This window comes from Bacillus canaveralius, from assembly GCF_002860125.1.
In the GTDB taxonomy this organism is placed as follows: Bacteria; Bacillota; Bacilli; order Bacillales; family Cytobacillaceae; genus Bacillus_BJ; species Bacillus_BJ canaveralius.
This window is the reverse complement of the sequence record NZ_PGVA01000011.1, coordinates 1-23,462: the sequence shown is the minus strand read 5'-3', so window position 1 is coordinate 23,462 and position 23,462 is coordinate 1. Positions and strand designations below refer to the sequence as shown.

39 protein-coding genes are annotated in these 23,462 nt (G+C 43.0%); 37 read left to right on the top strand and 2 right to left on the bottom strand.

All coding sequences use genetic code 11. The features are described from left to right. Positions 1–9 precede the first annotated feature (9 nt). From rplB to CU635_RS05480, 35 genes are all read left to right on the top strand, one after another. Complete coding sequence (rplB, locus tag CU635_RS05655) at positions 10–840, top strand: 50S ribosomal protein L2 (RefSeq protein WP_101576208.1); 831 nt, start codon at positions 10–12, stop codon at positions 838–840. A gap of 60 nt (positions 841–900) precedes the next feature. Next, the gene (rpsS, locus tag CU635_RS05650) at positions 901–1,179 is read left to right on the top strand and encodes a 30S ribosomal protein S19 (protein ID WP_101576207.1); all 279 of its coding nucleotides are present in this window, start codon (positions 901–903) and stop codon (positions 1,177–1,179) included. An 18-nt stretch (positions 1,180–1,197) separates the two neighbouring features. Next, positions 1,198–1,539: a 50S ribosomal protein L22 gene (gene rplV / locus CU635_RS05645; protein ID WP_101576206.1), complete on the top strand. Its 342-nt coding sequence runs from the start codon at positions 1,198–1,200 to the stop codon at positions 1,537–1,539. Positions 1,540–1,542: 3 nt separating this feature from the next. Continuing rightward, positions 1,543–2,199, top strand: a complete 657-nt coding sequence (gene rpsC, locus CU635_RS05640) for a 30S ribosomal protein S3 (RefSeq protein WP_101576205.1) — start codon at positions 1,543–1,545, stop codon at positions 2,197–2,199. 1 nt (position 2,200) lies between these two features. Next, complete coding sequence (gene rplP, locus CU635_RS05635) at positions 2,201–2,635, top strand: 50S ribosomal protein L16 (RefSeq protein WP_101576204.1); 435 nt, start codon at positions 2,201–2,203, stop codon at positions 2,633–2,635. Continuing rightward, a complete protein-coding gene (gene rpmC, locus CU635_RS05630) occupies positions 2,625–2,825 on the top strand; it encodes a 50S ribosomal protein L29 (protein WP_101576203.1) in 201 nt (66 codons plus the stop codon). The genes rplP and rpmC overlap by 11 nt, the downstream gene beginning before the upstream one ends. 24 nt (positions 2,826–2,849) lie before the next feature. After that, entirely contained in the window at positions 2,850–3,113 is a 264-nt protein-coding gene (gene rpsQ, locus CU635_RS05625; RefSeq protein WP_101576202.1) for a 30S ribosomal protein S17, read from the top strand. A 39-nt stretch (positions 3,114–3,152) separates the two neighbouring features. After that, positions 3,153–3,521: a 50S ribosomal protein L14 gene (gene rplN / locus CU635_RS05620; RefSeq protein ID WP_101576201.1), complete on the top strand. Its 369-nt coding sequence runs from the start codon at positions 3,153–3,155 to the stop codon at positions 3,519–3,521. A 34-nt stretch (positions 3,522–3,555) separates the two neighbouring features. After that, positions 3,556–3,867, top strand: a complete 312-nt coding sequence (gene rplX / locus CU635_RS05615; protein WP_101576200.1) for a 50S ribosomal protein L24 — start codon at positions 3,556–3,558, stop codon at positions 3,865–3,867. A gap of 26 nt (positions 3,868–3,893) precedes the next feature. Continuing rightward, complete coding sequence (gene rplE / locus CU635_RS05610) at positions 3,894–4,433, top strand: 50S ribosomal protein L5 (RefSeq protein ID WP_101576199.1); 540 nt, start codon at positions 3,894–3,896, stop codon at positions 4,431–4,433. A 13-nt stretch (positions 4,434–4,446) separates the two neighbouring features. Next, the gene (locus CU635_RS05605) at positions 4,447–4,632 is read left to right on the top strand and encodes a type Z 30S ribosomal protein S14 (protein ID WP_101576198.1); all 186 of its coding nucleotides are present in this window, start codon (positions 4,447–4,449) and stop codon (positions 4,630–4,632) included. Positions 4,633–4,661: 29 nt separating this feature from the next. Further along, positions 4,662–5,060, top strand: coding sequence for a 30S ribosomal protein S8 (gene rpsH / locus CU635_RS05600; protein WP_101576197.1), 399 nt, complete (start codon positions 4,662–4,664; stop codon positions 5,058–5,060). Positions 5,061–5,091: 31 nt separating this feature from the next. Continuing rightward, positions 5,092–5,628 carry a 50S ribosomal protein L6 gene (gene rplF, locus CU635_RS05595; RefSeq protein WP_101576196.1) on the top strand — a complete coding sequence of 179 codons (537 nt, stop codon included), beginning with the start codon at positions 5,092–5,094 and terminating at the stop codon, positions 5,626–5,628. A gap of 32 nt (positions 5,629–5,660) precedes the next feature. Beyond that, positions 5,661–6,023 carry a 50S ribosomal protein L18 gene (gene rplR, locus CU635_RS05590; RefSeq protein ID WP_101576195.1) on the top strand — a complete coding sequence of 121 codons (363 nt, stop codon included), beginning with the start codon at positions 5,661–5,663 and terminating at the stop codon, positions 6,021–6,023. 23 nt (positions 6,024–6,046) lie between these two features. Next, a complete protein-coding gene (rpsE, locus tag CU635_RS05585) occupies positions 6,047–6,547 on the top strand; it encodes a 30S ribosomal protein S5 (RefSeq protein ID WP_101576194.1) in 501 nt (166 codons plus the stop codon). A 13-nt stretch (positions 6,548–6,560) separates the two neighbouring features. Beyond that, positions 6,561–6,743, top strand: a complete 183-nt coding sequence (gene rpmD, locus CU635_RS05580) for a 50S ribosomal protein L30 (protein WP_101576193.1) — start codon at positions 6,561–6,563, stop codon at positions 6,741–6,743. 34 nt (positions 6,744–6,777) lie between these two features. After that, positions 6,778–7,218, top strand: coding sequence for a 50S ribosomal protein L15 (rplO, locus tag CU635_RS05575; RefSeq protein ID WP_101576192.1), 441 nt, complete (start codon positions 6,778–6,780; stop codon positions 7,216–7,218). Next, a complete protein-coding gene (gene secY, locus CU635_RS05570; protein ID WP_101576191.1) occupies positions 7,218–8,513 on the top strand; it encodes a preprotein translocase subunit SecY in 1,296 nt (431 codons plus the stop codon). The genes rplO and secY overlap by 1 nt, the downstream gene beginning before the upstream one ends. 56 nt (positions 8,514–8,569) lie before the next feature. Further along, positions 8,570–9,220 (top strand): adenylate kinase, encoded by a 651-nt coding sequence (locus tag CU635_RS05565; protein WP_101576190.1) that lies wholly within the window; start codon positions 8,570–8,572, stop codon positions 9,218–9,220. Beyond that, positions 9,220–9,966 carry a type I methionyl aminopeptidase gene (gene map, locus CU635_RS05560; protein ID WP_101576189.1) on the top strand — a complete coding sequence of 249 codons (747 nt, stop codon included), beginning with the start codon at positions 9,220–9,222 and terminating at the stop codon, positions 9,964–9,966. The genes CU635_RS05565 and map overlap by 1 nt, the downstream gene beginning before the upstream one ends. A 310-nt stretch (positions 9,967–10,276) precedes the next feature. Then, positions 10,277–10,495, top strand: a complete 219-nt coding sequence (infA, locus tag CU635_RS05555) for a translation initiation factor IF-1 (protein WP_010191517.1) — start codon at positions 10,277–10,279, stop codon at positions 10,493–10,495. 36 nt (positions 10,496–10,531) lie between these two features. Beyond that, positions 10,532–10,645, top strand: coding sequence for a 50S ribosomal protein L36 (gene rpmJ / locus CU635_RS05550; RefSeq protein ID WP_000868344.1), 114 nt, complete (start codon positions 10,532–10,534; stop codon positions 10,643–10,645). 23 nt (positions 10,646–10,668) lie between these two features. Continuing rightward, a complete protein-coding gene (gene rpsM, locus CU635_RS05545) occupies positions 10,669–11,034 on the top strand; it encodes a 30S ribosomal protein S13 (RefSeq protein WP_101576188.1) in 366 nt (121 codons plus the stop codon). Positions 11,035–11,055: 21 nt separating this feature from the next. Next, positions 11,056–11,445 carry a 30S ribosomal protein S11 gene (gene rpsK / locus CU635_RS05540; RefSeq protein WP_101576187.1) on the top strand — a complete coding sequence of 130 codons (390 nt, stop codon included), beginning with the start codon at positions 11,056–11,058 and terminating at the stop codon, positions 11,443–11,445. Between the two features lie 177 nt (positions 11,446–11,622). Continuing rightward, positions 11,623–12,567: a DNA-directed RNA polymerase subunit alpha gene (locus CU635_RS05535; protein WP_101576255.1), complete on the top strand. Its 945-nt coding sequence runs from the start codon at positions 11,623–11,625 to the stop codon at positions 12,565–12,567. 82 nt (positions 12,568–12,649) lie between these two features. After that, positions 12,650–13,012: a 50S ribosomal protein L17 gene (gene rplQ / locus CU635_RS05530; protein ID WP_101576186.1), complete on the top strand. Its 363-nt coding sequence runs from the start codon at positions 12,650–12,652 to the stop codon at positions 13,010–13,012. A gap of 524 nt (positions 13,013–13,536) precedes the next feature. Further along, entirely contained in the window at positions 13,537–14,376 is an 840-nt protein-coding gene (locus CU635_RS05525) for an energy-coupling factor ABC transporter ATP-binding protein (protein WP_101576185.1), read from the top strand. Continuing rightward, positions 14,352–15,221, top strand: coding sequence for an energy-coupling factor ABC transporter ATP-binding protein (locus tag CU635_RS05520; protein ID WP_101576184.1), 870 nt, complete (start codon positions 14,352–14,354; stop codon positions 15,219–15,221). The genes CU635_RS05525 and CU635_RS05520 overlap by 25 nt, the downstream gene beginning before the upstream one ends. Beyond that, entirely contained in the window at positions 15,218–16,015 is a 798-nt protein-coding gene (locus CU635_RS05515) for an energy-coupling factor transporter transmembrane component T family protein (RefSeq protein ID WP_101576183.1), read from the top strand. Before CU635_RS05520 ends, CU635_RS05515 begins: the two co-directional genes overlap by 4 nt. Before the next feature lie 15 nt (positions 16,016–16,030). Next, positions 16,031–16,768, top strand: a complete 738-nt coding sequence (gene truA, locus CU635_RS05510; RefSeq protein WP_101576182.1) for a tRNA pseudouridine(38-40) synthase TruA — start codon at positions 16,031–16,033, stop codon at positions 16,766–16,768. 171 nt (positions 16,769–16,939) lie between these two features. Continuing rightward, positions 16,940–17,377 (top strand): 50S ribosomal protein L13, encoded by a 438-nt coding sequence (rplM, locus tag CU635_RS05505; protein ID WP_101576181.1) that lies wholly within the window; start codon positions 16,940–16,942, stop codon positions 17,375–17,377. Positions 17,378–17,398: 21 nt separating this feature from the next. Then, positions 17,399–17,791, top strand: coding sequence for a 30S ribosomal protein S9 (gene rpsI / locus CU635_RS05500; protein WP_101576180.1), 393 nt, complete (start codon positions 17,399–17,401; stop codon positions 17,789–17,791). Positions 17,792–18,038: 247 nt separating this feature from the next. Further along, positions 18,039–18,482 (top strand): DUF2521 family protein, encoded by a 444-nt coding sequence (locus CU635_RS05495; RefSeq protein ID WP_101576179.1) that lies wholly within the window; start codon positions 18,039–18,041, stop codon positions 18,480–18,482. A gap of 71 nt (positions 18,483–18,553) precedes the next feature. Next, positions 18,554–19,276, top strand: coding sequence for an N-acetylmuramoyl-L-alanine amidase CwlD (gene cwlD, locus CU635_RS05490; protein ID WP_101576178.1), 723 nt, complete (start codon positions 18,554–18,556; stop codon positions 19,274–19,276). Positions 19,277–19,436: 160 nt separating this feature from the next. Then, positions 19,437–20,492, top strand: coding sequence for an Mrp/NBP35 family ATP-binding protein (locus tag CU635_RS05480; protein WP_101576176.1), 1,056 nt, complete (start codon positions 19,437–19,439; stop codon positions 20,490–20,492). A 66-nt stretch (positions 20,493–20,558) separates the two neighbouring features. Here CU635_RS05480 and gerD read toward each other — a convergent pair whose 3' ends face one another. Continuing rightward, on the bottom strand, positions 20,559–21,191 hold the full coding sequence (gerD, locus tag CU635_RS05475) for a spore germination lipoprotein GerD (protein WP_101576175.1): 633 nt from the start codon (positions 21,189–21,191) through the stop codon (positions 20,559–20,561). A 144-nt stretch (positions 21,192–21,335) separates the two neighbouring features. On the opposite strand from gerD, the gene CU635_RS05470 reads away from it, so the two are divergent. Continuing rightward, positions 21,336–21,968 carry a KinB-signaling pathway activation protein gene (locus CU635_RS05470; RefSeq protein ID WP_101576254.1) on the top strand — a complete coding sequence of 211 codons (633 nt, stop codon included), beginning with the start codon at positions 21,336–21,338 and terminating at the stop codon, positions 21,966–21,968. Between the two features lie 19 nt (positions 21,969–21,987). Here CU635_RS05470 and pdaB read toward each other — a convergent pair whose 3' ends face one another. Next, positions 21,988–22,740 (bottom strand): polysaccharide deacetylase family sporulation protein PdaB, encoded by a 753-nt coding sequence (pdaB, locus tag CU635_RS05465; RefSeq protein WP_101576174.1) that lies wholly within the window; start codon positions 22,738–22,740, stop codon positions 21,988–21,990. Positions 22,741–22,879: 139 nt separating this feature from the next. On the opposite strand from pdaB, the gene CU635_RS05460 reads away from it, so the two are divergent. Then, positions 22,880–23,107: a hypothetical protein gene (locus tag CU635_RS05460; protein WP_101576173.1), complete on the top strand. Its 228-nt coding sequence runs from the start codon at positions 22,880–22,882 to the stop codon at positions 23,105–23,107. The last annotated feature ends 355 nt before the right edge of the window (positions 23,108–23,462 follow it).

Genomic DNA, 23,462 nt, shown 5'->3' with positions numbered 1-23,462 from the left:
GGAAATAAAATGGCGATTAAAAAGTACAAACCTACCTCCAACGGTCGTCGCGGCATGACTAGTTCTGATTTCGCTGAAATCACAACTGACAAACCGGAAAAATCCTTGCTTGCTCCTTTAACAAGAAAAGGCGGCCGCAACAACCAGGGTAAGTTAACTGTTCGTCATCAAGGTGGCGGCCATAAGCGTCAATACCGTCTAATCGACTTTAAGCGCGATAAAGATGGCATTCCAGGACGCGTTGCCACTATTGAGTATGATCCAAACCGTTCCGCAAACATTGCATTGATTAACTATGTAGATGGAGAAAAACGTTACATCCTAGCTCCTAAAAACCTCGAAGTAGGTTTAGAGGTTATGTCAGGTCCTGAAGCTGACATTAAAGTAGGAAACGCTCTTCCGCTATCAAACATTCCTGTGGGTACAGTTATCCACAATATCGAGTTAAAGCCTGGTAAAGGCGGACAATTGGTACGTTCAGCTGGAACAAGCGCGCAGGTGCTTGGTAAAGAAGGCAAATACGTATTGGTTCGTTTAAACTCAGGTGAGGTTCGCATGATTCTTGCTACTTGCCGCGCTTCAATCGGCCAGGTGGGCAACGAGCAGCACGAACTAATCAACATTGGTAAAGCAGGTCGTTCACGCTGGTTAGGCAAGCGCCCGACAGTTCGTGGATCTGTAATGAACCCTAACGATCACCCACACGGTGGTGGTGAAGGACGCGCCCCTATCGGACGTAAATCACCAATGTCTCCATGGGGCAAACCAACCCTTGGATTCAAAACACGCAAGAAAAAGAACAAATCAGATAAATTTATCGTACGTCGCCGTAAAAAATAACGGGATTGAACTACGGTTCACACATAGAGCCGTAGCACAATCACGAAGGGAGGTTCACCCATGGGTCGCAGCTTAAAAAAAGGACCTTTTGTTGATGAGCATTTAATTAACAAGATCGAAAAGTTAAATGAGACTGAAGGCAAGCAAGTTGTAAAAACTTGGTCTCGCCGTTCTACGATCTTCCCGCAATTCATCGGACACACTGTTGCTGTTTATGACGGTCGCAAACATGTGCCTGTATACATCACTGAAGACATGGTAGGTCACAAGCTTGGAGAATTCGCTCCATCTCGTACTTATAAAGGCCATGCAAGTGACGATAAGAAAACAAGACGTTAATGAGAGGAGGGCATTCAGATGCAAGCAAAAGCTGTTGCAAGAACAGTTCGTATTGCTCCTCGTAAAGCTCGTTTAGTCGTAGATTTAATTCGAGGAAAGCAAGTGGGAGAAGCGGTTGCAATTTTAAACCACACTCCAAAAGCTGCTTCACTGATCGTTGAAAAGGTATTAAAATCAGCTGCTGCCAACGCAGAGCATAACTATGAACTGGATATAAACAACCTGATCGTAGAACAAGCTTATGTAGACGAAGGACCAACATTGAAACGTTTCCGTCCTCGTGCAATGGGCCGTGCAAGCGCAATTAACAAACGCACTAGTCATATCACTATCGTTTTATCAGAAAAGAAGGAGGGATAATCAGTGGGTCAAAAAGTAAATCCAGTCGGTTTGCGTATCGGAATCATCCGTGATTGGGAATCCAAGTGGTACGCTGGAAAAGACTATGCGGATCTATTACACGAAGACATCAAAGTTCGCGAATATATCACTAAGCGTTTAAGTGATGCTTCTGTTTCTAAAATAGAAATCGAACGTGCTGCCAATCGTTTAAATATCACTATCCACACTGCTAAGCCAGGTATGGTTATTGGTAAAGGCGGTACAGAAGTTGAAGCACTTCGTAAAGCTCTAAACTCACTTACAGGCAAACGTGTACACATCAACATTCTCGAAATTAAAAGAGCAGATATTGATGCTAAATTAGTTGCTGAAAACATTGCTCGTCAATTAGAAAACCGTGTTTCATTCCGCCGTGCTCAAAAGCAAGCGATCCAACGTGCAATGCGTGCCGGTGCAAAAGGAATCAAAACAATGGTTTCTGGTCGTTTAGGCGGAGCGGACATCGCTCGTTCTGAACACTATAGCGAAGGAACAGTTCCACTTCATACTCTTCGTGCTGACATCGACTATGCTACAGCTGAAGCTGATACCACTTATGGTAAGCTTGGCGTAAAAGTATGGATCTATCGTGGAGAAGTCCTTCCTACCAAGAAGAAGACTGAGGAAGGAGGCAAATAATATGTTAATGCCAAAACGCGTTAAATATCGTCGTGATCATCGCGGGAAAATGCGCGGACGCGCGAAAGGCGGAGCAGAAGTAACATTTGGTGAATTTGGTTTGCAGGCTACAGAAGCTAGCTGGATTACAAACCGCCAAATCGAAGCTGCTCGTATTGCCATGACTCGTTACATGAAACGTGGCGGTAAAGTTTGGATTAAAATCTTCCCTCATAAACCATTTACTGCAAAGCCTCTTGAAGTCCGGATGGGTTCAGGTAAAGGTGCTCCTGAAGGATGGGTAGCTGTTGTTAAGCCAGGGAAAATAATGTTTGAAATTGCCGGTGTACCTGAAGAGGTCGCTCGCGAAGCATTGCGTCTTGCGGCACACAAGCTTCCAATTAAGTGCAAGTTTGTGAAACGAGAAGAAATTGGTGGTGAATCAAATGAAAGCTAATGAAATTCGTGACCTAACCACTGCTGAAATAGAACAAAAAGTTAAATCATTGAAAGAAGAGCTTTTCAACCTTCGCTTTCAATTGGCGACTGGACAACTTGAAAACACTGCTCGCATTCGTGAAGTACGTAAATCGATTGCCCGCATGAAAACAGTTATTGGTCAAAGAGAAATTGGCCTTAGCAAGTAGAAAACCTGAGAGGAGGTTCGCACAATGAGTGAACGCAACCAACGCAAAGTTTACACAGGGCGCGTTGTTTCAGACAAGATGGATAAAACCGTATCTGTTCTTGTTGAAACACATAAAAAGCATTCTTTATACGGTAAACGCGTTAAATACTCTAAGAAATTCAAAGCTCATGATGAGCAAAATGAAGCGAAAATTGGCGATGTAGTCCGTATTATGGAAACTCGTCCACTTTCTGCAACTAAGCGCTTCCGCTTAATAGAAATAGTAGAAAAAGCCGTAATTATTTAATTGTTCGGAGTATGTTGATTCCGAAGGGAGGTTACACTCATGATTCAACAAGAAACACGTTTGAAAGTTGCTGACAACTCTGGTGCTCGTGAAGTCCTAACGATTAAAGTTCTTGGTGGTTCTGGCCGCAAGACTGCTAATATTGGTGACGTGATCGTTTGTACAGTCAAACAAGCAACACCAGGTGGCGTTGTTAAAAAAGGTGACGTTGTTAAGGCGGTTATCGTCCGTACAAAGAGCGGGGTTCGTCGTAAAGATGGCACATACATTCGTTTTGATGAAAACGCATGTGTAATTATCCGTGATGATAAAGGCCCTCGTGGGACTCGTATCTTCGGACCGGTTGCTCGTGAACTGCGCGACAACAACTTTATGAAAATTGTATCACTAGCTCCAGAAGTACTATAATTTAAATTTCAATGCCTTTAAGGAGGTGCGACAGATGCATGTGAAAAAAGGTGACAAAGTTATGGTCATCTCAGGCAAAGATAAAGGCAAAACAGGAACTATCCTGGCAGCTTTTCCAAAGCAAAGCCGAGTACTTGTAGAAGGAATTAATGTTGTGAAGAAGCACTCAAAACCTTCTCAAGTCAATCCGCAAGGCGGAATTATCAGCCTGGAGGCACCTATTCATGTATCAAACGTAATGCCTATCGATCCTAAATCCGGAGAACCAACCCGTGTTGGATTCAAAGAGGTTGACGGCAAAAAAGTCCGCATTGCGAAAAAATCTGGTGAATTTTTAGATAAATAGTTTATTAAGAAGGGAGGTACAATGAAGTGAACCGCCTAAAAGAAAAATTTTCTAAAGAAATAACTCCTGCTCTGATGAGCAAGTTCAACTATACATCTGTAATGGAAGTACCGAAGCTTGAAAAAATTGTAATCAACATGGGTGTTGGTGATGCTGTTGCGAACGCAAAGGCACTGGACAACGCTGTTGAAGAGCTTGCAACAATCACAGGTCAAAAACCGGTTGTTACTCGTGCGAAAAAGTCAATCGCTGGTTTCCGCCTTCGTGAAGGCATGCCAATCGGCGCGAAAGTAACTCTTCGCGGTGAGCGCATGTATGAGTTTCTTGACAAGTTGGTATCTGTATCTCTTCCGCGTGTACGTGACTTCCGCGGGGTTTCCAAAAAGTCATTTGATGGCCGTGGAAACTACACTCTTGGTGTGAAAGAGCAGTTAATCTTCCCTGAAATTGATTATGATAAAGTAAGCAAAGTACGTGGTATGGATATCGTTCTTGTTACTACGGCTAACACTGATGAAGAAGCTCGTGAGCTTTTAACTCAATTCGGAATGCCATTCCAAAAATAAGGGAGGCGAAAACGTGGCTAAAAAGTCAATGATTGTGAAACAAAAACGCACGCATAAACACAAAGTACAAGAGTACACACGCTGCGAACGTTGCGGACGTCCACACTCTGTATACCGTAAATTTAAGCTTTGCCGTATCTGTTTCCGTGAATTAGCATACAAGGGACAAATTCCTGGTGTCAAAAAAGCTAGCTGGTAAAACCCAAGTCTGGGAAGGAGGTAAAAACAATGGTCATGACAGATCCAATTGCAGATTTGCTTACACGTATTCGTAATGCGAATATGGTACGTCACGAAAAATTAGAAGTACCTGCTTCTAACATCAAAAAAGAAATCGCTGAGATTTTGAAGCGTGAAGGCTTCGTTCGTGATGTAGAGTTTATCGAAGACAACAAACAAGGTATCATCCGTATCTTCTTAAAGTACGGTGCAAGCAACGAGCGTGTTATCACTGGTTTAAAACGTATCAGCAAGCCTGGACTTCGCGTATACGCAAAATCAACCGAAGTCCCCCGCGTACTGAACGGTCTTGGTATCGCACTTGTTTCAACTTCTCAAGGTGTTTTAACTGACAAAGAAGCTCGCGCTAAGCAAGTTGGCGGCGAAGTATTAGCATACGTTTGGTAATACAGTTTCTGAAAGAATGGAGGTGCAATAAATGTCTCGCGTAGGTAAAAAACCAATTGATATTCCAACTGGTGTTACAGTCACTGCTGATAACGGCACTGTGACAGTTAAGGGTCCTAAAGGCGATCTTACTCGCTCTTTTAATCCTGAGATTGAAATTAAAGTCGAAGAGAATGTAATCAACATTTCTCGTCCATCTGATATGAAAGAACATCGCGCATTGCACGGAACTACTCGCGCAGTTATCGCAAATATGGTGGAAGGTGTATCCAAAGGCTTCGAAAGAAACCTTGAGTTAATCGGTGTTGGTTATCGTGCTCAAAAGCAAGGTAAAAAACTAGTATTAAACGTAGGATATTCTCATCCGGTTGAAATTGAACCAGAAGAAGGCATTGAAATCGATGTTCCTGCAAATACAAAAATCATAATTAAGGGTACTGACAAAGAACGCGTTGGTGCGTTGGCTGCCAATATCCGCCAGGTTCGTCCTCCAGAGCCGTACAAAGGCAAAGGAATTCGTTATGAAGGCGAATATGTGCGTCGTAAAGAAGGTAAAACTGGTAAGTAATGCCGCATAGGTAAACGAAAGGAGTGACGTTAATGATTACGAAGCTTGATAAAAACGCCGTTCGCTTGAAAAGACATGCTCGTGTCCGTTCAAAGCTTAGCGGTACTGAAGCTCGTCCTCGTTTAAATGTGTTCCGTTCAAATAAACACATTTATGCGCAACTAATTGACGATGTTAATGGAGTTACTTTAGCAAGTGCCTCTACAATGGACAAAGAAGTTTCTTTAGAGACTACCGCTAATGTTGAAGCTGCTCAAAAGGTCGGAGAATTAATTGCAAAACGTGCAGTGGAAAAAGGCGTTAAATCTGTAGTATTTGATCGTGGAGGCTATCTGTACCATGGACGTGTTCAGGCATTGGCAGATGCAGCCCGCGAAAACGGCTTAGAATTTTAATAACAAAGGAGGGACACAAAAAGATGCGTCGTATTGATCCAAACAAACTTGAACTTGAAGAGCGCGTAGTTACAGTTAATCGTGTAGCGAAAGTTGTTAAAGGCGGACGTCGTTTCCGTTTCTCTGCTCTTGTAGTAGTTGGCGACAAAAACGGTCACGTTGGGTTCGGAACTGGTAAAGCGCAAGAAGTGCCAGATGCTATTCGCAAGGCAATTGAAGATGCTAAGAAAAACTTAATCGAAGTGCCTATGGTTGGAGGAACTACTCCTCACCTTGTAATCGGCCGCTTTGGCGCTGGTGAAATCCTGATCAAACCTGCTTCTGCCGGTACAGGAATCATCGCTGGTGGTCCGGTTCGTGCGGTACTTGAATTAGCTGGTGTAGCTGATATCCTATCCAAATCATTAGGAACTAACACTCCAATCAACATGGTTCGTGCAACGATTGACGGATTAAAACAATTAAAACGTGCTGAAGACGTAGCGAAGCTGCGTGGTAAATCAGTAGAAGAACTGTTAGGATAAGGAGGGAAACCAAATGGCTAACAAATTGCAAATTACCCTCACTCGCAGCGTGATTGGTCGCCCGCAGGACCAACGCGAAACAGTTAAAGCTTTAGGATTACGGAAAATGCACCAAACAGTTGAGCAGCAAGATAACGCCGCTATCCGCGGCATGATCAATAAAGTTGCTCACCTTGTGACGGTTAAAGAACAATAAATCCATTCTTCTTTGAATAAGGAGGTGCCAAACAATGAAACTTCATGAATTAAACCCTGCAGAAGGTTCTCGTCAAGAACGTAAACGTAAAGGTCGCGGTATTGGTTCTGGTAACGGCAAAACTGCCGGTAGAGGTCATAAAGGTCAAAACGCCCGTTCCGGCGGCGGTGTTCGTCCCGGCTTTGAGGGTGGTCAAACACCTCTTTTCCAACGCTTGCCTAAACGTGGATTCACGAATATCCACCGTACAGAATATGCAGTCGTGAACCTTGAGACGCTTAACCGCTTTGAAGACGGTACTGAAGTTACTCCAGAACTTCTGATCGAAACAGGTGTAGTAAGCAACGAGAAAGCAGGAATTAAGATTCTTGCAAAAGGAAATGTTGAGAAAAAGCTTACAGTTAAAGCTCATAAATTCTCCTCTGCTGCTAAGGAAGCGATTGAAGCTGCCGGCGGTCAAACTGAGGTGATCTAATGTTTCAGACAATCTCCAATTTTATGCGCGTGGGTGAAATAAGACGAAAGATCATATTCACCCTTTTAATGTTGATTGTTTTTCGCATCGGTGCATTTATACCTGTACCGAATGTGAATGCTGATATTTTAAAAGCACAAGATGAACTTAATGTTTTTGGCGTGCTAAACACATTTGGAGGCGGAGCGTTATTTAACTTCTCAATTCTTGCGATGGGAATCATGCCGTATATTACAGCCTCGATTATCGTTCAGCTTTTACAGATGGATGTCGTGCCCAAGTTTACGGAATGGTCAAAGCAAGGGGAGGTTGGACGCCGTAAATTAGCCCAGTTTACCCGCTATTTTACGATTGTGCTTGGTTTAATCCAGGCTGTTGGTATGTCTTATGGTTTCAATACGATGGCTAACGGCTTGTTAATTGAAAACCCCGGCGTGACAACTTATCTGCTGATTGCGATTGTTCTTACCGCTGGTACTGCATTCTTAATGTGGCTCGGCGAACAAATCACAGCAAAAGGTGTCGGCAACGGCATTTCAATTATCATTTTTGCAGGTATTGTTGCCGGAATTCCGACAGCGGTCAATCAAATTTACGCGCAGCAGTTTGAGAATGCAGGCGAAGAATTATTTCTTCGGATTGTGACCGCATTGTTGATTGTTCTTGCTGTCATCGCGATTATTGTTGGAACGATTTTTATTCAACAAGCATTGCGTAAAATCCCGATTCAGTATGCGAAAAGGATGGCAGCGGCAGGCCGTCAGACAGGTGGCCAATCAACGCATCTACCGTTAAAAGTAAATGCAGCGGGCGTTATCCCGGTCATTTTCGCGGTCTCTTTTGTTGTTACTCCGCCGACGATTTCTTCGTTTTTCGGCTCGAATGATGTAACCAGATGGATCCAAGATACGTTTGATTACACAAGTCCGATCGGGATGAGCCTATATGTGGCATTGATTATCGCCTTTGCATATTTTTATGCCTTCATACAGGTGAATCCTGAGCAGGTTGCTGAAAACCTTAAAAAGCAAGGCGGTTATATTCCTGGAATACGTCCTGGAAAAAGCACTCAAGAGTACTTGACCGGGGTTTTATATCGGTTGACATTAGTCGGTTCGATTTTCCTAGCGCTTATTGCTGTTCTGCCGGTATTCTTTACCCAATTTGCCGGACTGCCTCAATCTGCTCAAATTGGTGGAACGAGCTTGCTTATCGTTGTAGGGGTTGCCTTAGAGACGATGAAGCAGCTTGAAGCTCAGCTTGTAAAGCGCCATTACAAAGGCTTTATTAAATAATTTGGTTTTGGGGACTTTTGTTCCCTAAAGCCTATTAGAGACTGAGGGGGATACTGATGAATCTAGTTTTAATGGGGCTTCCGGGTGCAGGAAAAGGCACGCAAGCCGAAAAAATTGTTGCCAAATACGACATCCCTCATATCTCAACAGGAGATATGTTCCGTTCAGCCATTAAAGATGGAACGGAGCTGGGTTTAAAAGCAAAATCATTTATGGATAAAGGCGAGCTTGTTCCCGATCAGGTAACAATCGGCATTGTCCGTGAACGATTAAGCAAGGATGACTGTAAAAAAGGTTTCTTATTAGATGGGTTTCCAAGAACAGTAGCTCAAGCGGAAGCACTTGAGGATATGCTATCAGGCTTGGGAATGAAAATAGATTACGTCATCAATATTGATGTCGATCAAGCCATTCTAATGGAACGTTTAACGGGTCGGCGCATCTGTAAAAACTGTGGTGCTACCTATCACCTTGTTTTTAATCCTCCTGCTGTCGAGAATGTGTGTGATCGCTGTGGCGGTGAATTGTATCAGCGCGCAGATGATAATTCAGAAACAGTTAAAAATCGCCTGGATGTAAACATTCAACAATCCAAGCCTTTATTAGACTTTTATGAGACAAAAGGCTATTTACGCAACATCGATGGTCAGCAGGATATCGATTTAGTTTTTGCTGATATTGATAAGTTGCTTGGAGGCTTAAAGTAATGATTATTTGTAAAACTCCCCGTGAAATAGAGATCATGAAGGAAGCTGGACGGATAGTGGCACTAACCCACCAGGAACTGAAAAAATATATTGTTCCCGGCGTAACAACGAAAGAGTTGGATGCAATTGCCGACCGGTTTATCCGTGCGTCTAATGCTTATCCTTCTTTTAAAGGGTACAACGGATTTAGTGGCAGTATTTGCACTTCTGTTAATAATGAGCTTGTTCACGGGATACCAGGTAGCCGTGTCCTCAACGAGGGCGACATAATCAGCATTGATATCGGTGCGAAGTTTAACGGGTATCATGGTGACTCAGCCTGGACCTACCCTGTTGGAAAAATAGATGAAGAAACGGTGCGTCTATTGGACGTAACCGAAGCTTCTCTCTATGAAGGTCTGAAGGAAGCTAAACCAGGCGAACGTCTATCAAACATCTCCCATGCGATCCAAACGCATGCTGAAACAAACGGTTTTTCCATTGTGCGTGAGTATGTCGGTCACGGAATCGGGCAAGACTTACATGAGGACCCGCAAATTCCTCATTACGGTCCGCCGAATAAAGGACCGCGCTTACGGCCTGGCATGGTACTTGCTGTTGAGCCGATGGTGAATGCAGGCAGTCGATATGTAAAGACATTAGCGGACGATTGGACAGTGGTTACAGTAGATGGAAAGATGTGTGCACATTTTGAGCATACGATTGCGATTACTGAAGCTGGCTATGAGATTTTAACAAAAGTCTAGATCCAATTGCCTGGAAATGTGCGATTCGCAGTTTTGGATAGAATTCCGATAAAAATGCGGGCGTATAATCATTCAATATGCTATAATTATAAGGTTGGAAAATGAAAGGTTGAACGATTTATTCATCTCAGCATAAGCTATCATTTATGCTGAAGCAAAATGAGGATCACAACCATTTTCTGCTAAAAAATTGTGCATCACCAAATATATTCACAGCAGGAAGCTGCAGGCTGTAAAAGATGAAAACCACGCGTTGCTCTGCAAAACTTTTGGAAGAATACGTGTTGAAAGAAGAAGGGAGACGAGTTCGATGGCTAAAGATGATGTAATCGAAGTAGAAGGCACCGTTATTGAAACTTTGCCTAATGCCATGTTTAAGGTAGAATTAGAAAATGGTCATACTGTGTTGGCTCATGTCTCGGGCAAAATCCGCATGCACTTTATTCGTATTTTACCGGGTGATAAAGTAACTGTTGAGCTTTCTCCATATGACTTAACACGCGGAAGAATTACGTACCGCTTTAAATAATCTGATGCACTCCGTACTATCAAGGAGGTTAGAATAATGAAAGTTAGACCATCTGTTAAGCCGATCTGCGAAAAATGTAAAGTTATTCGTCGACGCGGCAAAGTTATGGTTATCTGCGAAAACCCTAAACATAAACAAAAACAAGGCTAATATAGAAGGAGGTGCTTGTATAGATGGCACGTATTGCTGGAGTGGATATCCCACGTGAAAAGCGTGTAGTTATCTCTTTAACTTACATTTTTGGTATCGGTAAAAACACTGCACAAAAGGTTTTAGCTGAAGCTGGTGTTTCTGAAGACACTCGTGTTCGTGACTTAACGGAAGAAGAGTTAAATAAAATCCGTGAAAATATTGATAAATTAAAGGTAGAAGGTGACCTTCGCCGTGAAGTTTCCCTTAATATTAAGCGTTTAATGGAAATTGGAAGCTATCGTGGGTTACGTCACCGCCGTGGTTTGCCCGTTCGCGGACAAAATACGAAAAACAATGCTCGTACGCGTAAAGGTCCTCGTAAGACTGTAGCGAACAAGAAGAAATAATCGGTAAAGGAGGTACTATTAATGGCTCGTAAAACTAATACACGCAAACGCCGTGTGAAAAAGAATATTGAAGCAGGCGTTGCACATATTCGTTCAACTTTCAATAACACAATCGTAACCATTACTGACGTACATGGTAACGCGATTTCTTGGTCAAGTGCCGGAGCTCTTGGCTTTAAAGGTTCTCGTAAGTCTACTCCTTTTGCTGCTCAAATGGCGGCAGAAACTGCGGCGAAAGCTTCTCAAGAACATGGCATGAAAACTCTTGAAGTAACAGTTAAAGGACCTGGTGCAGGCCGTGAAGCTGCGATCCGTGCTCTTCAAGCTGCTGGTCTTGAAGTAACAGCAATCAGAGACGTAACTCCAGTTCCTCATAATGGATGCCGTCCACCAAAACGCCGCCGAGTATAATTTTTCTGTATAGATTTTGTATCCCTGTCTATAATGGGATATGATACAATTTTTTTATGTTCGTACAGAAACATTAACTCCAGTTGTTGTGCACAAACGGGAACGTAGACATGGGGGAAGTTTCGGTAGGGAAAATCCAGCCGGGGTTCCGACGTTTTGAAGGAGGGTATATATTTGATGATCGAAATAGAAAAACCAAAAATCGAAACGGTTGAGATCAACGATGATGCCAAGTACGGGAAGTTCGTTGTGGAACCACTTGAGCGTGGATATGGTACAACTTTGGGTAACTCCTTACGTCGTATCCTATTATCCTCACTCCCGGGTGCCGCTGTCACATCGATTCAAATCGATGGAGTGCTACATGAATTTTCAACAATTGAAGGCGTCGTGGAAGATGTTACATCTATCATACTAAACATTAAAAAACTAGCACTGAAAATCTATTCTGATGAAGAAAAGACGCTTGAGATCGACGTTCAGGGCGAGGGAAATGTAACTGCAGCTGAGATTACGCATGACAGTGATATTGAGATTCTGAATCCTGATCTTCACATTGCTACCCTTGGATCGAACGGTCACCTGCGCATGCGTTTAACGGCTAGAAGAGGCCGTGGTTATACCCCAGCTGATCAGAACAAGAGAGAAGATCAGCCTATCGGCGTTATTCCTATTGACTCTATCTATACACCAGTTTCACGCGTTCAATATCAGGTGGAAAATACACGTGTTGGCCAAATGACAAACTATGATAAGTTGACATTTGATGTTTGGACAGATGGAAGCACAGGTCCCAAAGAGGCGATTGCTCTTGGGGCGAAAATTTTGACCGAGCATTTAAACATCTTTGTTGGTTTAACTGACGAAGCACAAAATGCTGAGATTATGGTTGAAAAAGAAGAAGACCAAAAAGAAAAAGTTCTGGAAATGACCATTGAGGAGCTTGATCTTTCGGTTCGTTCATATAATTGCTTAAAGCGTGCCGGCATCAATACCGTTCAGGAATTAGCCAACAAAACGGAAGAAGATATGATGAAAGTACGTAATTTAGGACGCAAATCTCTTGAAGAAGTAAAGCACAAACTAGAAGAGCTTGGACTAGGCTTGCGTAAAGATGACTGACTAGTTAACAATGTGTTTAACTAGGCATTTTTGCTGTTAGCTTCTGATTATGATAAGACTTCAACAAAGGAGGGAAACTCTCATGGGATACAGAAAGTTAGGACGCACAAGCGCACAGCGTAAAGCTATGTTACGTGACTTAGCTACAGACTTAATCATCAATGAGCGCATTGAAACAACTGAAACTCGTGCGAAAGAGCTTCGTTCAGTTGTAGAAAAAATGATCACTCTAGGAAAGCGTGGAGACTTACATGCACGCCGCCAGGCAGCTGCTTTCATTCGCAATGAAATAGCAGATGCTGAAACAAACCAGGATGCACTGCAAAAACTATTTGCTGACGTTGCTCCACGCTATGGAGAGCGCCAGGGTGGATATACTCGCATCATGAAACTAGGCCCTCGCCGCGGAGACGGTGCGCCAATGGTTATCATTGAGCTAGTTTAATATTGCACATTTAACAAGGGCGGCGGACAGTTTTAAAGAACTTGTTCTATGCCCTTTTTTTAAAAATTAGAAAAGCACAGGAATAAGCTGGTGTTAGTTCCAAAGAAGCTTATGCTTTTCTTATAAAAATCTCCAGCAAAGCCAAAATAGAGCGTTATAATGAGCAGGAGTGACATTTAGGCCGGGCTTTCAGGCATATCAGATGCGCAAGTAAAGCTATACCGGATGTAAATGTCATATGCCGCCTTTATACTGAAGGCGAAATGCATTCTGCAAGCAAGTTTTGTTTGGAAACAAGCTGAAAACCTGCGGACACAAGCTAAAACCCGCTTGTTCCTATTGCTGTCCTGTCTCGTCTAGCTCATGCACCTCCCCCTATTCCTTTTGGAATATCGTGGCCAACGCGAAAAGTCTTTTCGCCCGGGGAGAGGTGCAGGCTTTTTTTATATTTTCAGCAATTTGTTCCGATTGTTTAAGCAAAAAGAGATGAGTGAAGCTTTTCGGAGATGAGAGGAGGAGCAGTGATGGAAAAGCCGCTGATTGTGTTGGAAAATGTATCTTTCCAATATGAAGGGCAACAGGAATTGGCACTTAACGATGTCTCATTTACATTATTTGAAGGTGAATGGCTGGCGATTGTCGGGCATAACGGCTCTGGAAAATCAACGCTGGCAAAGCTGTTGAACGGACTTCAATTCCCGAAACAAGGAACGATTGAAGTTTGTGGCATGGAGCTCACTGAGGAAACAGTCTGGGACATCCGTAAACAGCTTGGAATGGTTTTCCAGAATCCTGATAATCAATTTGTTGGAACAACAGTTCAGGATGATGTGGCTTTTGGTTTAGAAAACCATGGGATCGAAAGAGATGTGATGGTTAAACGTGTTCAAGAAGCATTAGAAAGAGTCAAGATGGCACCATTTCTTGATCAAGAGCCGCACCATCTGTCGGGGGGACAAAAACAACGCGTTGCGATTGCCGGAATCCTGGCACTGCGGCCGGCGATTATTCTTCTCGATGAAGCAACCTCAATGCTTGATCCGCGCGGACGGGAAGAAGTATTGAATACTGTGCGACAATTGAAAAACGAAAAGCATTTGACCGTTATTTCAATTACCCATGATCTTGAAGAAGCCGCAAAAGCAGACCGGATTTTAGTAATGAACAAAGGACAAATACATCGGGAAGGCACACCTGAAGATATATTTGAACTTGACGAGGAATTAATCGATCTTGGCCTTGATATTCCATTTCCGGTGAAGGTCAGCAAAGCATTGCGGAATAAGGGTATTCCTGTGCCGAAACAATTTCTATCCGAAGAAGAGTTGGTGACTGAGCTATGGACATCTCGCTACAGCAAGTAGAATACTCATACCAGGCAAATACCCCTTTTGAGCGGCTGGCGATCAAGGATGTCAACCTGGATATCCCTTCAGGCTTATATATGGCGATCATTGGCCATACAGGCTCAGGGAAATCGACAATCCTCCAACATTTAAATGCCCTGTTAAAACCGACAAAAGGGAAAGTCTTAATCGGGGATAGGGAAATTACAGCTGATAAAAAAGAAAAAAATCTGCGCCCGATTCGCCAGAAGGTAGGCATTGTCTTTCAATTCCCCGAGCATCAACTGTTTGAGGAAACGGTCGAAAAGGATATCTGCTTCGGGCCATTGAACTTTGGCGTGCCGGAACATGAGGCAAAAAAGCGGGCCCGCGAAACGATTAAACAGGTGGGGCTGTCGGAGGATATCCTCGAAAAGTCGCCATTTGACCTATCAGGCGGGCAGATGAGGCGAGTCGCGATTGCCGGAGTTTTAGCGATGGACCCCGAAGTCATTGTTCTCGACGAACCGACGGCCGGACTGGATCCGCGAGGACGAAGAGAAATTATGGAGATGTTTTACAGGCTGCATCAGGAAAGAGGCCTGACAACGATACTAGTCACTCACAGCATGGAAGATGCCGCACGCTATGCTGACGAAATTGTGATTATGAACGACGGGAAAGTATTCAAAAAGGGGACGCCGGAAACGATTTTCTCGAACCCTGCTGAACTGATTAATCTTGGCCTTGATGTTCCGGAAGTGGTCCGGTTTCAGCATAAAATAGAAGAAGTTTTCCAGATGAAATTTGCTAAAACATACCTTTCAATGGAGCAATTAACGGATGAGATTGCGCATTTTTGGAAGGGGGAGACACCGAAATGATGGAAAAAATGATTTTCGGCCGTTATGTCCCTGCCGAATCTGCGATTCATCGCATGGATCCCCGCTCCAAAATATTGATTGTCTTTTTGTTTGTCTGTATTGTTTTCATCGCCAATAATTTTTTAACTTACGCCATTCTTGCTGCCTATACGGTTTTTATGGTCGCAATGTCAAAAATACCGGTTCGCTTCCTTTATGGAGGGTTAAAACCTGTTCTCTGGCTTGTTCTTTTTACGCTTATGCTCCATGTTTTTTTAACAAAAGAAGGACAGCTCCTGTTTGAACTTGGGCCAATTAAAATATATGAAGAAGGCTTAAGGCAGGGGGTATTCATTTCATTGCGTTTCTTCCTGCTGATTTTGATTACCTCGTTGCTGACGCTGACGACAACACCAATCGAAATTACCGACGGATTGGAAAGCCTATTAAACCCGCTAAACAAGATAAAGTTTCCGGTTCATGAATTAGCACTTATGATGTCCATTTCCCTGCGGTTTATTCCGACTCTAATGCAGGAAACAGATAAAATAATGAAAGCCCAAGCGGCAAGAGGAGTCGATTTTACAGGCGGTCCAATCAAGGACCGGATCAAGGCGATTGTCCCGCTGTTAATCCCGCTGTTTGTCAGTTCGTTCAAGCGGGCGGAAGAATTGGCAGTAGCGATGGAAGCGCGTGGTTACCACGGCGGTGAAGGACGGACGAGATACCGGCAGCTAAGATGGACAGGCCTTGATACGGCGATGATTGCTCTCCTTCTCGCTATCACTGTGCTGCTTAGCATATATCGATCATAATGGAGCTGCTGCAAAATGCAACGTTATCAATGTACCCTTTCATATGATGGATCGCAGTTTTCCGGTTACCAGGTTCAGCCCAATGCTCGAACGGTTCAGAAAGAATTGGAAACTGCGCTCGCAAAACTGCATAAAGGAAATTCAGTGCCTGTCACCGCATCCGGCCGGACCGATGCGGGCGTGCATGCGAAGGGTCAGGTCATTCACTTTGATTCTCCTTTGCACATTCCTGTTTCAAAATGGGAGCTGGCTTTAAATACTTTGCTTCCGGGAGACATTGCTGTCAACAGGATTGAAAAGGCAGCGGCGGGCTTCCATGCGAGATTCGATACAGTCGGCAAGGAATATCGTTATTTCGTGCATTTATCAGCGCGGCGGGATCCATTTAAGCGTAATTATGCCTATCAGTTTTCTTATCCAATCGACTATGTAGCGATGAAAGAAGCTTTGAAATTTTTTATCGGGAGCCATGATTTTACTTCGTTCTGTTCCGCGAAGACGACGATCGAAGACAGAGTCAGGACGATTAAGGAAATTGAGTTTTTTGAAGAAGGGGATCTGCTCGTATTCCGCCTGGTTGGGAACGGATTTTTGTATAATATGGTCCGCATCATTGTCGGTACTTTGTTGGAAATTGGCTCAGGAGAACGAAGCCCGTATCAGATTCCGGAAATCCTTGAAAAACGGGACCGCACACTTGCCGGAAAGACAATCCCGGGACATGGCTTGTATTTATGGAAAGTCTTCTATTGAGGAAGCACAAAAACGTCCATGACAACTAATCCTGGTGTTGACAAATTGGAAACAACAAGGTATTATATCATATGGTATGTATTTTAGCCCCACGATAAGCCCCGGAAAGTGAATCGTGCTTGAAAATATATGAAACCAATAATGTAATTGATTTTATTAGGAGGGTAAATCATGCGTACAACGTTTATGGCAAATGCCAATAATATCGAGCGTAAATGGTACGTAATTGATGCTGAAGGCCAAACTTTGGGCCGTCTTGCTAGTGAAGTAGCATCAATTCTACGTGGAAAAAACAAACCAACTTTTACACCACATGTTGACACTGGTGATCATGTAATCATCATAAATGCTTCAAAAATCGAGTTAACTGGTAAAAAACTTACTGACAAAATCTACTACCGTCACACAATGCATCCAGGTGGACTAAAACAAAGAACGGCTCTTGAAATGCGTACAAATTACCCTGAGAAAATGCTGGAACTTGCAATTAAAGGCATGCTTCCAAAGAATTCTCTTGGCCGTCAAATGTTTAAAAAGCTGAACGTATATGCTGGCAGCGAGCATCCGCATCAAGCACAACAACCGGAAGTTTACGAACTTCGCGGATAATTTTAAAGGGAGGTTATTAATATGGCACAAGTTCAATATATTGGTACTGGCCGTCGTAAGAGCTCCGTTGCTCGTGTACGTTTAGTGCCTGGTGATGGACAAATCATCATCAACGATCGTGATATCCAGGAATACATTCCATTCGCAGCTTTACGTGAGGTTGTTCAGCAGCCGCTAGTAGCAACTGAAACAGTTGGCAGCTACAACATCATCGTTAACGTAAACGGCGGCGGCTACACTGGCCAAGCTGGCGCTATCCGCCACGGTATCGCTCGTGCGCTACTGCAAGCTGATCCAGAATACCGTCCAACATTAAAGCGCGCAGGACTATTAACTCGTGACGCACGTATGAAAGAACGTAAAAAATACGGTCTTAAAGGTGCCCGTCGTGCTCCTCAGTTCTCAAAGCGTTAATTATATCTGTTACAAGCCTCGAATCCTACTTGGATTTGGGGTTTTTTCATTTCTTATTGTTAAACCAAATGTGATTTTGATTCATGAATTTTCGGGTTACGCCATGTTTTTGCTTTAATCGAAAATTATCTGCTGAAGTCAATAGATCTTCATAAATTTAACCAAAAAAACTGGAAGAGGAAAGGCTGCTCGGGCCTGCATGTCTCGTCTTTTCAGGATGAACAATATCTTCAAGGGGTGAAATATCTTGAACGTCATTACTTCCTTTAAAGAAAAGAAACATGCTAAACAGATGAAATATGAACGCTCATTACTGCGTGAAATATCGGTCAACTTGTTAAAGAAAAAGGTGCAACAATATTTTGGATCGTCGAGGTTTGTTACGGGATTGCTGATGAACGCCGGCCTTGAGGAAGCTTTATATGATGTCGCGATCGAATCATATTTGCTGGGCGCAAACTTTAGTAAATTCGGCTACTACGGTGAAGGGATCGAAGTGGCGCGGAAAAGGTGTACAGAAGAAGAACAGCATTTAACGGACACGCTTTACCATTTCCTACTGTTTTGGGGGAAGGGTGAAGAAGGCGTGTATGATGAAACATTATTATCGATGTGTGAGCAATATGTAGAAACATGGTGGAAAGAGGGTTATTTAAAAGGAGAGCGGCGCTTTAAACTGCGTCTCCATTAATACCGTTCTAAAATCGCTCCCTGTCCCATATATTCAGTGGTAAAGGGACGAGCAGGAGAGTGATTTGGACGATGAAAAAAAAGCTTAGAATGGGCATATTCATGGCAGGACTTCTCGTATTGTTTTTGATATGGCAATACGATTTTATAGAAAACAGTTCATGGAAATCTTGGAATCTGCCCCTGTCCGGGAAAATTATTTTACTTGATCCAGGTCATGGCGGCCCCGATGGCGGTGCAGGTACTAAACAAGTGCTCGAAAAAGACATCGCTTTAAAAGTCTCATTAAAAATCAGGGAATACCTGCAGGAGCAGGGAGCATTAGTAATCTTGACAAGGGAGACCGATACAGACCTTGCAGACAAAGGAACGAGAGGCTACAGTCGGCGAAAAGTTGAGGATTTGAAAAAAAGGCTGGAGATGATCAATGAATCGGAAGCCGATTTTTATGCGAGCATCCACTTAAATGCAATTCCTTCCTCACGCTGGAGCGGTGCACAAACATTTTATTCGCCAAAAATAAAAGAAAATAAGAAAGCTGCCAAATTTATTCAAGATGAGCTGAAGCGCAACCTGGAAAATACGGACAGGAGAGCAAAGCCACTAAGCAATGTGTATATATTAAAGCATGCAAAAAAACCGGGTGTCCTCGTTGAGATTGGTTTTCTTTCGAACCCGGGCGAAAGAGCAAAGCTGCAAAAGGACGCCTATCAGGAAAAAGTGGCAGCATCGATCTATGAAGGGATTTTGCGGTATTATGCAAATGAAAGCGAATTGCAAGACGAGGAATGGTAAGGAAGGCGAAATTTATTCAGCCTTCTTTATTGTTTTATGGCCGATTTTATTTTACAATTTGGAAAAACTGCTTGTTCCAGATGTGATTGAGTTAACAGCCAGATGGCAGGTTTGTGTTATACTTCTATTGAAAACGAATACAAAAGGCGGGTGTTTATGAATGATCACAGAAGGAAAAGTTCGGGAAGCGTTATCGGGTTTAAAGGAACCTTTTTTACATAAATCGCTTGGAGAGCTCAATGCGATTCAAGAGATTAAAATTAAGGAAGAAAAAGACCATGTCAGTGTAAAGATTGCGATTGCGAAAACTGGCACTGCAGAGCAGCTTCAGCTTCAGCAGCAAGTTGTTGCGGTTTTAAAAGAGGCTGGTGCCGAGTCTGTTGGGATTCGTTTTGCAGAGCTTCCAGAAGAGGTGCTGGCTCAGTTCCGTTCTGAAGTCCCTGCTGAGGAAGCAGGCCTGCTTTCACCGGCAAGCAGTACAACCTTTATTGCGGTTGCGAGCGGAAAAGGCGGAGTCGGAAAATCTACGGTTTCAGTTAATTTAGCTGTGTCGCTGGCCCGGCTTGGCAAAAAAGTTGGATTGATTGATGCAGACATTTACGGATTCAGTGTTCCGGATATGATGGGGATCACAAAGCGCCCTGTTGTTAGGGGCGAACGAATTTTGCCTGTAGAACGATTTGGCGTTAAGGTGATCTCAATGGGTTTCTTTGTTGAAGACAATGCGCCGATTATTTGGCGCGGGCCGATGCTTGGAAAAATGCTGAATAGCTTCTTTAACGAAGTTGAGTGGGGCGAAGTCGATTATATTCTTCTTGACCTTCCGCCTGGTACAGGGGATGTAGCGCTTGATGTACATACGATGCTGCCGGCCTGCAAAGAAATCATCGTGACAACGCCGCATCCAACCGCGGCATTCGTGGCCGCGCGGGCAGGGGCGATGGCATTAAGGACAGAACATGAAATCCTTGGTGTTATTGAAAACATGTCCTATTTTGAAAGTAAAACGGGCGATAAGGAATATGTATTTGGCGAGGGCGGTGGCGAAAAGCTGGCAGACGAACTGCAGACAAAGCTGCTCGGACAGCTTCCTCTATCACAGCCGGATTGGAATGAAGAGGATTTTTCCCCATCCGTTTATCAGGAGGATCACAAATTGGGAGTTATTTATCGGCAAATTGCAGAAAATGTTATCACCAGTTTAGAAAGAAAATAAAACAAGGCTGGCGTTCCGTTGCGGAAAGGCCAGCCTTTATTTGCTTACAACATGCTTATAAAACCATTAAGCGCCACCGCCACCACCACCGCTCTGGTTTCCACTGCTGCCCTGATCACCGCCACCGCCGCCACCCTGGGCTTGCTTACCTCCTTGCGGTTTATTTGCTGCTTTTAAAAGTATGTCCTGGATTCTAGCCTGATACAAAGGACTTTCAAATGTTTCGGCAACTACGGTTTGAAGATGAGTCCGGTAATCATTGCTTTTCAAAATATCGGTGACATCGCTTTGAATCGCCGGGTCTTTCAGTATTTCCACCATCATTGCACGGTATTCCGGGTCCTTCATTAAATTTTTTAGTAGTTTCTCGTTTTCCTTTTGCATGCTTTTGGCCATGCTTTCCGCAAACTTAGGATCGTCAAACGATTTTTGCAAAAATTGTGTTCCTTTATCTGATGTTAATGTAGTTTGGATCGTATCAGAAACCGTTGCTTGTTCCATGACAAGATTTTGCTTCATTCCATCACTTGTCATAACCTCTTCAATTGCTTTTCTTCCATCATCTGTGTGTAATATATCGACAACCATTTTCTTCGTTTCTTCATAATCAACTTGACCGCCGCCTGACTCATTTTGCGCACAGCCTGAAATTAGACCTATTACAAGAAAAGGCAGGAGCAGATGATAAGTTTGATTCATATTTAAGCTCCTTTCGTATTACTATCCATGCTTTTATGATGAGAAAAACTCAGAAAAATTATTCGTTTAAGACTGAATACCTAGATTTTTCAAGGCTCAGTTTGGTACAATCAGGAGTGAATTGAATTGTATGGGGGAAAGCTTGTGACTAGCCGTAACTTGGTCAGGTTATTTATGTCCACGCTGTTAATCGGCGGGATTACAACTGGAATTGTTGGGTTTATTGTTCGTTGGAGTGAATTCAAACCCACATTCGTTGATTTTGATCTAATTGAAGTTTTATCGATATTATTTTGGTTGGTTGGCGTTGGCTTGATTTTCAGTATCATCAGTCAGATGGGTTTTTTTGCGTACTTAACGATACACCGCTTCGGTTTGGGAATATTTAAAGCGCTTTGGGCGCCGGTGCAAGTGGTATTAATTGCATTCGTTCTGTTTGACCTTGTTTATTTTCGATATCAGGCTTTTGGAGAAGGAACAAGCGTGCTTCCTTATGTGATAGTAGCAGTCTTTATTCTGGCCGTCGGATTAGTAGTGGCAAATAGGAAGGCAAGACAAACTAATAAAGCTGCTTTTATCCCGGCTTTATTTTTCATGACAGTCGTTACTGTGGTAGAATGGGTTCCGGCCTTGCGAGTGAATGAAGAAGGCTGGCTCTATTTAATGCTTTTCCCGCTGTTAGTATGTAATGCGTATCAATTGCTGATTCTTCATAAGCTGAACGAAAGTTCGGAGCTGCGCAGGCAAGAAATTCAGAAAAAGCCGTCCAAATCATAAGTGGACGGCTTTTATCATGTTATTTGATCTCTTTCGATTCGGCCTCTCCATTCATGATCATTTCGGAGACACTGACAAGCTTCAGGTTTTTTTGCCTAATATCTGCGAGGACAAGCGGCAGTGCTTCAGCTGTTTGCTTAGCAGAGTCGGAGGCGTGTAATAGAACGATGTCGCCCTTTTTGGCGTTTGAGACATTTTGTCGAATTAATTCAATCCCGGGATTTTGCCAATCATTTGAGTTTATACTCCAGTGAACAACTGTAAGCCCGAGCCGATCAGCGATTTTTAATGTTTTTTGATCAAAGTGTCCGGTTGGGGGTCTGGTTAATTTGATGTTTTTAACATTTAACTTTTTAAAAGCCTCCCTGGCAAGGATAAGATCCTTTCTGATTTCGGCTTCTTCTAAATCGGTATAATCCTTATAGGCATATCCGAGCATCCCGATTTCAAACCCTTCTTTAACGATGCGGCTGACTAAATCCGGATGTCTTTCTGCCCAGGAACCGGAAAGGAAAAAAGTCGCAGCTTTAATATTTTCCCTTTGTAAAGTATCGAGAATTGGCTCGGCCTTCTCATCACCCCACCCGATGTTAAAGGTCAATGCAATATCCTTTTCCCCTTTGAAGACAGCCTTTGGTCCATCCTTCCCTGAAAAAGCAGGAATTTGAACAATCGATTCCATATACAAAAACCAGGCAGTGAAAAAAGCAGCAAAAACGATGAGCATAAACTGTTTTACAGATTTTCCATTCAAGACAAAAAAGAAATTCATATCCTTCACCTCGTCCAATGCACTCCTTGTCTCCATCCTATGCGCGGAAAAAATGAATATGATCAAAAACTGTGTTTATAAAATAGGAGATATTCGAAAAGACTACAAGAACAGAAGTAGCCAGAAAGGAAGTGTCGGGATGCTTGGAATGATCATAAACGAAAAAGAACACAAGGAACTGCAATATTTATTGAAGAGAGAAATGGATGAGATTATATTTGATCGAAATGATGAGCGGATTGAACCACTGATAAAGCGGGCGATGCAGGAGCGCTATCATTTGTTATTTAATTTATTTAAGCGAATCGCTGATCCGTATGAATACATGAAATACATGCCGACGAAAAACAGAATTAAAAAGGTATGAAATTTAACGTATGCAATTTACGGTATGAAATTTAATCTGATTTTCTTTAATAAGGTGTTGACTTTGTTTTTGTATCCTGGTATATTAAAAAACGTCGCTGCCTGCGGGTTGATCGAAACCCAGTAGTGGCGAAGGTAGTTTCTTGAAAAAAGTTATTGACATCAATTGGCCTGCATGTTATATTAATAAGGTCGCTTCTGAACGAAAAAACAAAATTTAAGCAGTTTTTTCGCCGGTATCGACTTTATAGTTTCTTATCAAAAACAAGCAGATCATATTTGATCAAAACACCAGTATTGCTCTTTGAAAACTGAACAAGCAAGCAAAAACGTCAACGTTAAGTTTATTTTTATTT